A 12,017-nucleotide genomic window follows, 5' to 3' on the forward strand; every position below is an offset into this window, starting at 1 on the left:
TGGAAACCGAATGGCTGTCGAACACTTCGACGTTGTGATCGTGGGGGCGGGTCTCTCGGGGATCGGCGCGGGCTACCATCTCAAGACCGAGGCGCCTGACCGCTCCTATGTGATCCTGGAAGGCCGCGACGCCATCGGCGGCACCTGGGACCTGTTCCGCTACCCCGGCATCCGCTCGGACAGCGACATGTACACCCTGGGCTATTCCTTCAAACCCTGGAAGGAAGCCAAGGCCATCGCCGACGGCCCCTCGATCCTGCGCTACGTCCGGGAAACCGCCGCCGAGCACGGCATCGACCGCCATATCCGCTTCGGCCACAAGGTGAAGAAGGCCTCCTGGTCCACCGAGGACGCCCTCTGGACCGTCGAGGCGCAACAGGGCGACAGGACCGTCCGCTTCACCTGCAGCTTCCTGTTCCTGTGCGGCGGCTACTATTCCTACGATGGCGGCTACACCCCCGATTATCCGGGCCGCGAGCGGTTCAAGGGCGACTTCGTCCATCCACAGAGCTGGCCCGAGGGCCTCGACTACCGGGGCCGGAACGTCATCGTCATCGGCTCGGGCGCCACGGCCGTGACCCTGGTGCCGGAAATGGCCAAGGACGCCGCCCACGTCACCATGCTGCAGCGCTCGCCGACCTACGTGGTCTCGCGGCCGGCCGAGGACAGGCTGGCCAACTGGCTGCGCGCCCGGCTGCCGGGCAAGCTTGCCTACGACATCATCCGTTGGCGCAACGTCCTGTTCGGCATGTACTTCTTCAAGATGGCGCGCACCAAGCCGGAGCAGGTGAAGGCGCGCATCCTGAAGATGGTTCGCCAGGAACTCGGGCCCGACTACGACGTCGAGACCCACTTCACACCCACCTACAATCCCTGGGACCAGCGCCTGTGCCTGGTGCCCGACAGCGACATGTTCAAGATGATCCGCTCGGGCGCGGCCTCAGTGGTCACCGACCACATAGAGAGCTTCACCGAGGAGGGGATCCTCCTGAAGTCGGGTCGCGAACTGAAGGCCGACGTCATCGTCTCGGCCACCGGGCTGGTCCTCGAGGTCTGGAACGGGGTGGAGATCGTCGTCGACGGCCGCCGCGTGGAGGCCTCCCAGACGCTGTCCTACAAGGGCATGATGTACGAGGGCGTGCCGAACATGGCCTCGGCGTTCGGCTACACCAACGCCTCCTGGACCCTGAAGTGCGACCTCACCTGCGAGTATGTCGCGCGGCTTCTCAACCATATGAAGCGCACGGGGATGCGGCAGGCCACGCCCATCAACGACGATCCCACCATCAAGCACGAACCGTGGTTGGACTTCTCGTCGGGCTACGTCCAGCGGGCCATGGCCAAGTTCCCCAAGCAGGGCAACAAGCCGCCGTGGCGCCTCTACCAGAACTACGCCATGGACCTGATGGCCCTGCGCTACGGCAAGCTGGACGACGGTGTGCTGCGCTTCAGCAATCCCGAGGGCCAGACCAAGGCGGAGCCCAGGCTCGCCGCCTAGGGCCTTGCCGGTCCGTCGGACGCTCGACTACGCCTTTGGCCTCGATTCTTGCGGGAGAGGGGCATGGCGCGCAGGCGGCTGACCGGTGGACAGGTCGCGATTCTGGGGGCGGCGGGCGTGGTGGCGGTCGGCCTGGCCGGCTGGCTGTTCGGCGGCTCGTATCTCAAGGGGCGGGAAGAGGCCCTGACCCTGGCGCGGGAATGGGCCATCGACGGCCCGGCGTGTCCGGAAATCAGCGAGGCCGAGTTCGCGGCCAAGGGCCTGAAGGCGCGGCAGGGAACCGTCTACGAGGGCGTGACCTTCTATCGTCAGTTCGGGCACGTGGAGTGCACGGGCCTGCGCTACGGCGGCGGCTGGAGCCAGACCGTCTATCCGGTCTGCCAGTTCACGAGCCCGAAAGGTCTGAAGGTCAGCGCGCCTCACGGCGACCACTATTTCGAGGTCGGCGCGGGCCAGCCGGCGACCGTGAGCGTGAAGGATGGCCAGGTGCGGTGCGTGCTCGCCGCCAACTTCACCATGGGCCGCCTGAACGGCCTGGAGCAGGGTCAGTAGGCGTAGCAGTCCGCCGGCGGCCGCTCGACCGGCAGAGGCGCCTCGGCGCCCCCGGCGCCGCCGCGGGGTCGGCGAGACGTGACGAAGTGGCCCTCGTCCGGCGGCGGGCGACGTCCTGTCGTCTTCGGCCGGCTCAACTGGACTTTCAGGCGGGTGAGAAGATCGTCCAGGCTCTCGTCCGAGCCCGTCAGATCGGGTCTGAAGCTGCGCTCGTGCATATCGGCGTTATACGACGAACGCGTCGGCGATTCTACCCGCCGGAAAAGGTTTATTTTTCGTGAAGTCAACAAGCTTTGCTGTGTCGGGGCGGTGAAAGTCGGGGATAAGTCGGGAGCCGATTAGGGGCGTGCGCGGTTGACCCCGGACCGTCCGCCGGGGATACGCGGGCAGCCGCTCTTTGCCGAAGGCCCATGCCCACGCCGCCAGTCGACACCGACGCCCATCGCGCCGAGCCCCAGGACGGCCTGCCGACGCCCCGTCGCTACTGGGCCATGCTCGGCATCTGGCTGGCGCTGTCCATGGCGGTGCTGGACGGAGCCATCGCCAATGTCGCCCTGCCGACCATCGCCGGCGAGCTGAACGCCAGCGCCGCCGCTTCGATCTGGGTGGTGAACGCCTACCAGCTGGCGGTGACCGTCACCCTGCTTCCCCTGGCGGCCCTCGGCGACCGGCTGGGTTATCGCCGGGTCTATGTCACGGGCCTTGTAGTCTTCACCCTGGGCTCCCTGGCCTGCGCGCTCTCGGACAGCCTCGCTCAGCTCACCGCCGGCCGGGTGGTGCAGGGCCTGGGCGCCGGGGCAGTGATGAGCATCAACGCGGCCCTGGTGCGCTTCACCTATCCCAAGCATCTCCTGGGGCGCGGCATCGGGGCCAATGCGCTGGTCATCTCCCTGGCCGCGGCCGCCGGGCCGACGGTGGCGGCGGCGGTCCTGGCCCACGCCTCCTGGCAGTGGCTGTTCGCCATCAGCGTGCCCGTGGGCGTGCTGGCCATTGGCATCGGCGCAATGTTCCTGCCGCGCACCAAGGGCTCGGGGCGGCCGTTCGACGTGATCTCCGCAGGGCTCAACGCCCTGGCCTTCGGCTTCCTGATCCTCGGGGCCGAGAGCCTCGCCAGGGACGGTCTGGCTGCGGGGCTCTGGAAGCTCGCCATCGGCGCGGTGGCCGCGGTCTTCCTCGTGCGCCGCGAACTGGCGCAGCCGGCGCCCCTGATGCCGTTCGACCTGCTGCGAATCCCGATCTTCGGCCTGTCCATCGCCACGTCGATCGCCAGCTTTTCGGCCCAGATGATGGCCTTCGTGGCCTTGCCCTTCTACTTCCAGGAGGTGCTCGGCCGCACAGCGGTGGAGACGGGACTGTTGATGACGCCCTGGCCCCTGGCGGTGGGCGTCTCGGCGCCGCTCGCCGGGCGCCTGTCCGACCGCTATCCGGCCGGCGCCCTCGGCGGGATCGGCCTGACCCTGTTCGCCGCCGGCCTTCTGCTCCTGGCCCTGCTGCCGACGGGGGCCTCAAGCCTCGACATCGCCTGGCGCATGGCGCTGTGCGGCCTGGGCTTCGGCTTCTTCCAGTCGCCCAACAACCGCACCTTGGTGAGCTCGGCGCCGGTCCACCGCAGCGGCGCGGCCGGCGGCATGCTGGCCACCGCCCGGCTGCTCGGCCAGACCGCGGGGGCCGTGACCACGGCGGTCTTCTTCCATGCCGCCGGCGCCCACGCCGCTTCGGCCGCCCTCGCCACCGCCGCGGTGGTGGCCCTGGGCGGGGCCGGCGTCAGCCTGAGCCGTGTCCGGGTGGAGCGGCCCAAGCCGCCCAAGGCCGCCCCCGCCGACGAGGACGTGGCCGAGACGACCGGCTTCTAGCCGACCTTCCGCTCGCGGCCTTCCCAGTAGGGCTTGCGCAGTTCGCGCCGCAGCACCTTGCCCGACGGGTTGCGGGGCAGGGCGTCGATGAAGTCCACGCTCTTGGGGACCTTGTAGCCGGCGATCCGCTGGCGGGCCCAGGCGATGATGTCGGCCGGATCGGGGTTCTCGCCGGGCTTCTTCACGCAGATCGCCTTCACCGCTTCACCCCAGCGGTCGTCGGGCACGCCGATGACGGCAGCGTCGGCCACCCCGGGGCAGCCCAGGATGGCGTTCTCCACCTCGGCCGGATAGACGTTCTCGCCCCCCGACACGATCATGTCCTTCACCCGGTCGTGGACGAAGAAGAAGCCGTCCGCGTTCCGGTAGCCGGCGTCCCCCGTGCGCAGCCAGCCGTCGGGGCGGATGGTCTCGGCGGTGGCCTCCGGCCGGTTCCAATAGCCGGCCATGACGATCGGCCCGCGGATCTCGATCTCGCCGATCTCGCCGGGCGGCAGTTCGCGCCCGTCCTCGTCGGCCACCCGCACCTCCAGCGAGTACCAGGCCCCGCCGCACGAGCGCAGCAACTCGCCGCGGTGGTCGGCGGGCGACAGGGTGGCGCCCGCGCCGCAGGTCTCGGTCATGCCGTAGAACTGGATGAAGCCGCAGCCGAACCGCTCGGTGGCCGCCTTCAGCACCGCTTCGGAAATCGGCGAGGCGCCGTACGAGACGGTCTTCATGCTGGAGAAGTCGGTCTCGGCGATCTGTGGCGTCTGCAGGAGGACATTGATCATCACCGGCGCCAGGAACGTGTGGTTCACCCGGGCGCGCTCGATGGTCTCGAGCACCTTCGGCGGGTCGAACTCGGCCATCAGGACGATGCGGCAGCCCGAGGCCATGCCCGAAAAGCCGATGTTGGTCCCCGCCACGTGGAACAGCGGCATCAGGATCAGCACCACGTCGTCGGGATCATAGGCGAAGCCCGGCACGTGATAGCGCAGCTCCAGGAAGGCGGCGTAGTTGCCGTGGGTCAGGCGCACGCCCTTGGGCAGGCCGGTGGTGCCCGAGGTGTAGAGCTGGAGCACGTCGTCCTCGTGAGCGGGGCGGACCAGGTCGGGCGCCGGCGCCGCCTCGCGCAGGGCCTCGTAGCTGTCGAAGCCGGGGCGCGTCCCGCCCACGCCGATCAGGCGGATCGGCCGATTCACCTGGCTCACCACCGTCTGTGCGCAGTCGAAGAACTCGGGGCTGACGAAGAAGATGTCCGCGCTGCTGTCGTCGAGGATGAAGGCGATCTCGGGCGGGGCGAGGCGGGAGTTGATGGGCGCCAGGCAGGCCCGCGCCTTGGCGACCCCGAAGAAGATCTCGTACCAGGCCTCCGAGGCCCGACCGAGCCAAGCTACCCGGTCGCCCGGCTTCACGCCCGCCTGCTGCAGCAGACCAGCGACCTGGTTCGAGCGCCGGTCCAGCTCGGCGTAGGTGAGGGTGCGACCCTCGAACTCGACGGCGACCTTGTCCCCACGTTCGGCGCCGTGCACCGCCGGAATGTCTGTCAGCAGCCGTATGCCGTCCTGGCCCATGCCCCCTCCCGCTCGTTCCCTCCGGGGCGCCTGCTTGCGGGCGCGCCCTTGTTATCCGAACGCTAGTAGATGGGTGCCGTCCCGCCAATGTGTCCCAGGGGCAACGCCGTTCGCGCTCGACCAGGCGCCTGGGGTGAAGGCTGTTCCGCCCCCTAGGCGTTGCCCCGGGTGGCGGTCGTCTCCAGGGCCATGACGTCGCTGGCGTCCTCGGCGTCCATGATCTTCAGCAGCCGGGCGCGGGCCCGGTTGACCCGGCTTTTGATGGTGCCGAGGGCGCAGCCGCAGATCTCCGCCGCCTCCTCATAGGAAAGGCCCGCGGCGCCCACCAGGATCAGGGCTTCGCGATGCTCGTCGGGCAGTTGCTGCAGCGCCGCCTGCAGCGAGCGCATGGCCACGCTCCAGTCCTGCGTGGGCGGAGACCTCAGGCTGCCGGCGTATTCGCCCGCCTCGTCGCGGACCTCGCGGCGCCGGCGCAGAACGTTCGTGTAGTAGGTGTTCCGAAGGATGGTGAAGAGCCAGGCCCGCAGGTTGGTGCCGGGCTCGAACTTGTCCCGGTTGCTCCAGGCCTTGATCAGCGTGTCCTGGACGAGATCATCGGCGTCCGAGCCGTTGTGGCTGAGCGACCAGGCGAAGGCCCGCAGCGCAGGGATCAGGCCCACGACCTCGTCCCGCCAACTGGACGACGAATCCATTTTGGTCCTTTCGGGCCCGGAACGACCCTGGGCGGCGGCCGGCGGGGCCGCGGTCGGGTCGGGGCGCTGGAGTGGCTGGGTCGGCCGTTGAACGCGCCCCCCATGCATCTGTTCCGGCCCCGGGCAGGGCGGAAAAACCTTCAGATTCCCGGAACTTCCGGGCGAGGCTCACGTTGCCGACCGGCGTCCGGATTCAGGCCCGCGTGCGGCTCCCATGTCGGCGCGCGACGCCGGTCGTTGTCCGGGCCGCGGGGCCTGCCCACATGAGGGACGCCTGCGTCTTGGGAGGGACCATGCGACCGATCGAACGCGGCCAGGACGCCACCACGCCCGTCTCCGACGCCCTGGACCGCTACCTGACGGTCCGCCAGGCCACCGAAGCCTTGATCCGGCCGCTCACGCCCGAGGACATGCAGGTCCAGTCCATGCCGGACGCCAGTCCGGTGAAGTGGCACCTGGCGCACACCAGCTGGTTCTTCGAGACCTTCCTGCTGACGCCGGCGCTGGCGGGTTACCGGCCTTTCGACCCCCGCTTCGCCTATCTGTTCAACTCGTACTACGAGGCGATAGGCCCGCGTCAGCCCCGGCCGGCCCGGGGCCTGATGACCCGGCCGTCGCTCGATGACGTGCTGGCCTACCGCGCCCATGTGGACGCTGCCATGGCGCGGCTGCTGGCGGACGAGCCGCCGTCGGGCTTGGCGAGGCTCCTCGACCTCGGCCTCGCCCATGAGGAACAGCATCAGGAGCTGATCCTGATGGATGTCCTCCACCTGTTCGCCGCCTCGCCGCTGGATCCGGCCTATGCGCCCCCGCGGCCGGCGCCGCCTGCATCCGCGCCCCCGCTGGGCTGGGTCGGCTTCGAAGGCGGCCTCGTGGAGATCGGTCACGACGGCCCGGGCTTCGCCTTCGACAACGAGACGCCGCGGCATCGGGTCTGGCTGGAGCCCTTCCGCCTGGCCGACCGGCTGGTGACCAACGGCGAATGGCAGGCCTTCATGGCCGACGGCGGCTATGAGCGGCCCGAGCTCTGGCTTTCCGATGGCTGGGCGCGGGTGCAGGCCGAAGGCTGGCGGGCGCCGCTCTACTGGCGCGAGGGCGAGGAGGGCTGGATGACCATGACCCTGCGCGGCCTCCGGCCCGTGGACCCCGCCGCGCCGGTCGCCCATGTCAGCTACTACGAGGCCTGCGCCTATGCGGCGTGGGCCGGGGCGCGCCTGCCCACCGAGGCGGAATGGGAGCATGCTGCGGCCGATATTGGGGGGGAGGGCGTTTTCCTGGCCTCAGGCCATCTGACGCCGCGCCCCGCGCCGTCGGGCACCGGCCTGCGTCAGATGTTCGGCGACCTGTGGGAATGGACGTCCAGCGCCTACGGCGCCTATCCGGGTTTCCGGCCGGCGGCCGGGGCGGTGGGCGAGTACAACGGCAAGTTCATGGCCGGGCAGTTCGTCCTGCGCGGCGGCGCCTGCGTTACGCCCGACGGCCACGTGCGGCGCACCTACCGCAACTTCTTCTATCCGCATCAGCGCTGGATGTTCGCGGGCGTGCGCCTGGCGAAGGACGGCCTGGGCGAGGCCGGGCGCGACTTCGAGGCCGACGTGGTCGAGGGGCTTTCGCGCTCTCCGAAGCGCCTGTCGCCCAAGTACCTCTACGACGCCGAGGGCTCGCGGCTGTTCGAGGCCATCACTGACCTGCCGGAATATTATCCGACCCGCACCGAGGTCGGCCTGCTGCGCGAGGCGGCGGCCGAGATCTCGCAACTCATTCCGAAGGGCGCGGCCCTGGTGGAGTTCGGAAGCGGCGCGAGCGTGAAGACCCGAATCCTGCTGGATGCAGCGCCGCAGATCGCCGTCTACACGCCCATCGACATCTCCGCCTCGGCCCTGGAGGCGGCGGCCGAGGCCATCGGCGCGGACTATCCCGATCTCGTGGTGACGCCGCTGCGCGAGGATTTCACCCGCGCCCTGGCGCTGCCGGCGGAGACGGCGGGGCGGCCGGTGGTCGGCTTCTTCCCGGGCTCCACCATCGGCAACTTCACCCCGGATGAGGCCAAGGCATTCCTGGCGGTTGCGCGTCGGCTGCTGAGAGCGGGCGCCCGCTTCCTGGTGGGGATTGATCTGAAGAAGGACCGCGCCACGCTTGAAGCGGCCTATGACGACGCCCAGGGCGTCACGGCGGCCTTCAACCTGAACCTGCTCAAGCGGATCAATCGCGTGCTGGGGGGCGACTTCGACCTCGGCGCCTTTGCTCACCGGGCCGTCTGGAATGAGGCCGAGGGCCGCGTGGAGATGCACCTGGTGAGCCTGAAGGACCAGGTGGTCACGGTGGCCGGCCGCCGGTTCGGCTTCGCGGCCGGCGAGACCCTGCACACCGAGAATTCCTACAAGTTTACCTTGGAGGGCTTTGCGGAACTGGCCGGTGCGGCCGGCTGGAGGCTGGAGCGGTGGTGGGCCTGCGCCCACCCCGCCTTCGCCATCGTCTCGTTGACGACGTCCTAGCCTTCGCGACCGCGGGTGCGTCCGCCGCCGCGCGAGGCCTCGCCGCCCTTGCGCCCGGCCGAGGCGGCCAGATCGCGATCCTTGGCGAAGCTGCGCTTCTCCCCGGGCACGCTTGCGCCGCCCTTGCGGGCGATCTCGCGACGCCGTTCAGGATTCATGGCAGCGAAGCCCCGTCGGGCTCTCGGCTTTCCGGTATCGACGCTGGGCATTTGTCTCAACTCTCCTAATCGGGCGACGGGAGGGGCAGGTCTGGAGAGGCGTGTCCGCCCGGCCGCTCGCCTTCACGCGGCCAGTCGGAGTCCCAGGGCGGCGCGGGGTCGGCGCGGCCGCTCGCCGGCGGGTCTTGGTCTTGCAGGGCTTCCGGCTCGGACATGACGCCTCGCAGGGGTTCACGGTCTGGCTAACCCGTGAGCCCCGGCAGAGGTTGCGTAGGGGGATGCTTCTTATTCCCGCCGCATTTGGGCGGGGCGGGCCAGGCGTGGCCGCACGCCCTCTAGAGGGGCAGCTGCACCCGCGCCGTCAGGCCGCCTGATGGGCGGTTCACAAGCTCGACATCGCCGCCGTGCCCCCGGGCGATGGATCGCACCACGGCCAGCCCCAGGCCGATGCCGCCGGTCTTGCGGTTGCGGGAAGGCTCGCGCCGGTAGAACGGCTCAAACACCCGCTCGGCGTCCTCGGGCGGAATGCCGGGGCCGTCGTCGTCGATCTCGACGATCGCATGGGCCTCGTGGCGGAAGACCCGCGCCCGGGCCTGGCCGCCGAACTTCACCGCATTCTCCAGCAGGTTGGCGAACAGGCGGCGCAGGGCCATGGGGTCGCCGTCCAGCACCACCTTGTCCCCGGGCTCCATCTCGGCCGGGGCGCCCGTCTCGGCCATCTCGTCGCACAGGCTCTCCAGCAGCGAGGACAGCTCCAGGGGCGTGCGCTCGCCCGCCCGGCTGGTGTCGCGCACGAAGGCGAGGGTGGCCGTGATCATCTCCTCCATCTGGTCGAGGTCGGAGGCGAATTTGGCGCGCTGCTCGTCGGGCAGGGCCTCGATGCGGAAGCGCAGGCGGGTGAGGGGCGTGCGCAGGTCGTGGGCGATGGCGGCGACCATGGCCGTGCGGTCCTCGACGTAGCGGCGCAGGCGCTGCTGCATCTCGTTGAAGGCGCGGGTGGCCACGGCGATCTCGGTGGGGCCCCTCAGCTCCAGCGGCGGCGCCGTGGGGTCGCGCCCGAGCCGCTCGGCGGCGCCCGCAAAGCCCTTGATCGGGGTGGAGAGCCGCCGGGCGAAGATCCACGCCACCGGCGCCATGGCCAGGGCCGACAGCACGAACCACAGGGCCACCCGCTTCTGCCAGTCGGACAGGCCGAACTGCGGCCGGGTGCCGATCACCAGCCAGCGGCCGTCGGCCTGGCGCAGGCCCACCTCGAACGGCGCGGTAAGGAAATGCTCCTCCCGCACGCCCTGACGGGCCGCCCGGTCGCGCAGGACGCGGCTGACCCGCCGGTCGGCCAGGGGACCGCGCTCGCCCGCGATGACCACGTCCTTGGGATTCATGCCCAGGTCCTGGGCGATGCGGGCGCGGATCAGGGGGACGAACCGGCCTTCCAGCAGCGGCGCGGGTGGCTCGTCCTCCATGCGGCGGCGCAGGGGCGGGCGCTCGGTGAAGGTCGGCGGCTGGCCTTCCGCCGTGCGCGCGATCTCGCTCACCCGATAGATGTCCGGGGTCGGCGGGGGCAGCCGGAACAGGAGGAAGATGCTGATGGCCCAGGCGGCCACCAGGGTGAGCCCCGTCAGGGTCAGGAGCTGCACGAAGAACGAGGCGGCGGGGCGCCCCTCTCGGGTCATGTGCGCTTCACCTTGGCGGTGAACATGTAGCCCTCGTTGCGGATCGTGCGGATCAGGTCGTGGCTGTCGCCGCTGTCGTCCAGCTTGCGGCGCAGGCGGCTGATCTGCACGTCGATGGCCCGGTCGAAGGCGTCGCTGTCGGGCCCGCGGGCGTATTCCAGCAGCTGGTCGCGGGTCAGCACCCGCTGCGGCCGCTCCACGAAGGCGCGGAGCAGGGAGAACTCGCCCGAGGACAGGTTCACCACCACCCCGGCCGGCGAGCGCAGCTCGCGGCGCACGAGGTCGAGCCGCCAGCCGGCGAACTCGCAGCCTGCGCCCAGCGTCCCCGGCGCCCCCCGGTGCTCGGCCCGGCGCAGCACGGCGCGCACCCGGGCCAGCAGCTCGCGTGGATTGCAGGGCTTGGCCAGGTAGTCGTCAGCGCCCAGCTCCAGGCCGACGATGCGGTCGGTGTCCTCGCCCATGGCCGAGAGCATGATGATCGGCGGGCTGGTCTCCTGGGCGGTCAGCCGCCGGCAGATGGCCAGGCCGTCCTCGCCGGGCAGCATCACGTCGAGCACGATCAGGTCCACGGAGTTCCGCTCGAGGACGCGCTCCATCTCGGCCGCGTCGGCGGCGGTTTCCACCCGGTAGCCATGTCGGCCCAGGAAGTCCGAGACGACGTCGCGGATGCCCGGATCGTCGTCCACCATCAGGATGCGCGCGCCGGCGCCGACCATGTCAGGGGCAAGCTCCATGGACGCCAGGATGCGCTGACGCGGTAACCCTCGAATGTCTCGTATGAAACTCGTATTTCACCGCGCTTACTCGCCGGCCAGCACCGAGTCCGCGACAAAGGGATTGGTGCGGCGCTCCTGGCCGAAGGTGGACATCGGCCCGTGGCCGGGCACGAAGCGGACGTCGTCCCCCAGCGGCCACAGCTTCTGGGTGATCGAGGCGATCAGGTCGGCATGGTTGCCGCGCGGAAAGTCGGTCCGCCCGATGGAGCCCTGGAAGAGCACGTCGCCCACCTGGGCGAAGCGGGCCTGGCGGTGGAAAAACACCACATGGCCCGGGGTGTGGCCGGGACAGTGGATGACCTCGAACTCGGTCTCGCCCAGGGTGACGGTGTCGCCGTCGCCCAGCCAGCGGTCCGGGGTGAACGAGCGGGCGTCCGGCATGCCCCAGCGGGCCCCCGAGGCGGCGATGTCGTCGATCCAGAACTGATCGTCCGGATGCGGCCCCTCGATGGGCGCCCCCGTGGCCTCCTTCAGCGCCGCGGCGCCGCCGGCATGGTCCAGGTGGCCGTGGGTGATCCAGATCTTCTCCAGCGTCAGGTCCTGGTCCTTCAGGGCCTGCAGCAGGCGCGGAACCTCGCCGCCGGGATCGATGGCCGCGGCCTTTTTCGTCTTCACGCACCAGACCAGGGTGCAGTTCTGCTGGAGCGGGGTGACCGGCGCGATGATGGCGCGGATCGGAAGGGGCGGCTGCGGAGCGTTCATGTCGTCCTATGATCGAGGTTCGCGGCCCTAAAGAAAAGGCCCGGGGCGCGCCCCGGGCCTCT

The 12,017-nt window shown here is 70.2% G+C and carries 11 protein-coding genes; 4 read left to right on the forward strand and 7 right to left on the reverse strand.

The genetic code is table 11. The annotated features are described in order from the left end of the window. The first annotated feature begins 10 nt into the window (after nt 1-10). Together BO64_RS09595 and BO64_RS09600 are read left to right on the forward strand one after the other, a co-directional pair. Nucleotides 11-1,498 (forward strand): flavin-containing monooxygenase, encoded by a 1,488-nt coding sequence (locus BO64_RS09595; RefSeq protein ID WP_496403069.1) that lies wholly within the window; start codon nt 11-13, stop codon nt 1,496-1,498. A gap of 63 nt (nt 1,499-1,561) precedes the next feature. Continuing rightward, nucleotides 1,562-2,050 (forward strand): hypothetical protein, encoded by a 489-nt coding sequence (locus BO64_RS09600; protein ID WP_496403070.1) that lies wholly within the window; start codon nt 1,562-1,564, stop codon nt 2,048-2,050. Here the strand turns inward: BO64_RS09600 and BO64_RS09605 are convergent. Continuing rightward, nucleotides 2,044-2,268, reverse strand: a complete 225-nt coding sequence (locus BO64_RS09605; RefSeq protein WP_496403071.1) for a hypothetical protein — start codon at nt 2,266-2,268, stop codon at nt 2,044-2,046. The two genes, BO64_RS09600 and BO64_RS09605, sit on opposite strands and share 7 nt — an antisense overlap. Before the next feature lie 192 nt (nt 2,269-2,460). Between BO64_RS09605 and BO64_RS09610 the strand changes: the two genes are divergently transcribed. Continuing rightward, nucleotides 2,461-3,903 carry an MFS transporter gene (locus BO64_RS09610; RefSeq protein WP_496403072.1) on the forward strand — a complete coding sequence of 481 codons (1,443 nt, stop codon included), beginning with the start codon at nt 2,461-2,463 and terminating at the stop codon, nt 3,901-3,903. Here BO64_RS09610 and BO64_RS09615 read toward each other — a convergent pair. Then, a complete protein-coding gene (locus BO64_RS09615) occupies nt 3,900-5,459 on the reverse strand; it encodes a long-chain-fatty-acid--CoA ligase (RefSeq protein WP_496403073.1) in 1,560 nt (519 codons plus the stop codon). The two genes, BO64_RS09610 and BO64_RS09615, sit on opposite strands and share 4 nt — an antisense overlap. A 152-nt stretch (nt 5,460-5,611) precedes the next feature. Then, entirely contained in the window at nt 5,612-6,151 is a 540-nt protein-coding gene (locus BO64_RS09620) for a sigma-70 family RNA polymerase sigma factor (RefSeq protein WP_496403074.1), read from the reverse strand. A 293-nt stretch (nt 6,152-6,444) separates the two neighbouring features. On the opposite strand from BO64_RS09620, the gene egtB reads away from it, so the two are divergent. Then, nucleotides 6,445-8,646 carry an ergothioneine biosynthesis protein EgtB gene (gene egtB / locus BO64_RS09625; RefSeq protein ID WP_496403075.1) on the forward strand — a complete coding sequence of 734 codons (2,202 nt, stop codon included), beginning with the start codon at nt 6,445-6,447 and terminating at the stop codon, nt 8,644-8,646. Here the strand turns inward: egtB and BO64_RS09630 are convergent. From BO64_RS09630 to BO64_RS09645, 4 genes are all read right to left on the reverse strand, one after another. After that, nucleotides 8,643-8,855 (reverse strand): con-10 family general stress protein, encoded by a 213-nt coding sequence (locus BO64_RS09630; protein WP_496403076.1) that lies wholly within the window; start codon nt 8,853-8,855, stop codon nt 8,643-8,645. The genes egtB and BO64_RS09630 overlap by 4 nt on opposite strands. A gap of 284 nt (nt 8,856-9,139) precedes the next feature. Then, entirely contained in the window at nt 9,140-10,477 is a 1,338-nt protein-coding gene (locus BO64_RS09635; protein WP_496403077.1) for an ATP-binding protein, read from the reverse strand. After that, the gene (locus tag BO64_RS09640; RefSeq protein ID WP_496403078.1) at nt 10,474-11,211 is read right to left on the reverse strand and encodes a response regulator; all 738 of its coding nucleotides are present in this window, start codon (nt 11,209-11,211) and stop codon (nt 10,474-10,476) included. The genes BO64_RS09635 and BO64_RS09640 overlap by 4 nt, the downstream gene beginning before the upstream one ends. A 66-nt stretch (nt 11,212-11,277) precedes the next feature. Continuing rightward, nucleotides 11,278-11,955 (reverse strand): MBL fold metallo-hydrolase, encoded by a 678-nt coding sequence (locus BO64_RS09645; RefSeq protein ID WP_496403079.1) that lies wholly within the window; start codon nt 11,953-11,955, stop codon nt 11,278-11,280. Nucleotides 11,956-12,017: the final 62 nt, after the last annotated feature.

Source organism: Phenylobacterium composti DSM 19425, from assembly GCF_059568645.1.

What these genes read in the sequence shown, in the direction of transcription:
- BO64_RS09640 (WP_496403078.1), bottom strand. Translation starts at nt 11,211, where the DNA reads ATGGAGCTTGCCCCTGACATGGTCGGCGCCGGCGCGCGCATCCTGATG.
- BO64_RS09600 (WP_496403070.1), top strand. Translation starts at nt 1,562, where the DNA reads ATGGCGCGCAGGCGGCTGACCGGTGGACAGGTCGCGATTCTGGGGGCG.
- BO64_RS09620 (WP_496403074.1), bottom strand. Translation starts at nt 6,151, where the DNA reads ATGGATTCGTCGTCCAGTTGGCGGGACGAGGTCGTGGGCCTGATCCCT.
- BO64_RS09635 (WP_496403077.1), bottom strand. Translation starts at nt 10,477, where the DNA reads ATGACCCGAGAGGGGCGCCCCGCCGCCTCGTTCTTCGTGCAGCTCCTG.
- BO64_RS09615 (WP_496403073.1), bottom strand. Translation starts at nt 5,459, where the DNA reads ATGGGCCAGGACGGCATACGGCTGCTGACAGACATTCCGGCGGTGCAC.
- egtB (WP_496403075.1), top strand. Translation starts at nt 6,445, where the DNA reads ATGCGACCGATCGAACGCGGCCAGGACGCCACCACGCCCGTCTCCGAC.
- BO64_RS09610 (WP_496403072.1), top strand. Translation starts at nt 2,461, where the DNA reads ATGCCCACGCCGCCAGTCGACACCGACGCCCATCGCGCCGAGCCCCAG.
- BO64_RS09630 (WP_496403076.1), bottom strand. Translation starts at nt 8,855, where the DNA reads ATGCCCAGCGTCGATACCGGAAAGCCGAGAGCCCGACGGGGCTTCGCT.
- BO64_RS09645 (WP_496403079.1), bottom strand. Translation starts at nt 11,955, where the DNA reads ATGAACGCTCCGCAGCCGCCCCTTCCGATCCGCGCCATCATCGCGCCG.
- BO64_RS09595 (WP_496403069.1), top strand. Translation starts at nt 11, where the DNA reads ATGGCTGTCGAACACTTCGACGTTGTGATCGTGGGGGCGGGTCTCTCG.
- BO64_RS09605 (WP_496403071.1), bottom strand. Translation starts at nt 2,268, where the DNA reads ATGCACGAGCGCAGCTTCAGACCCGATCTGACGGGCTCGGACGAGAGC.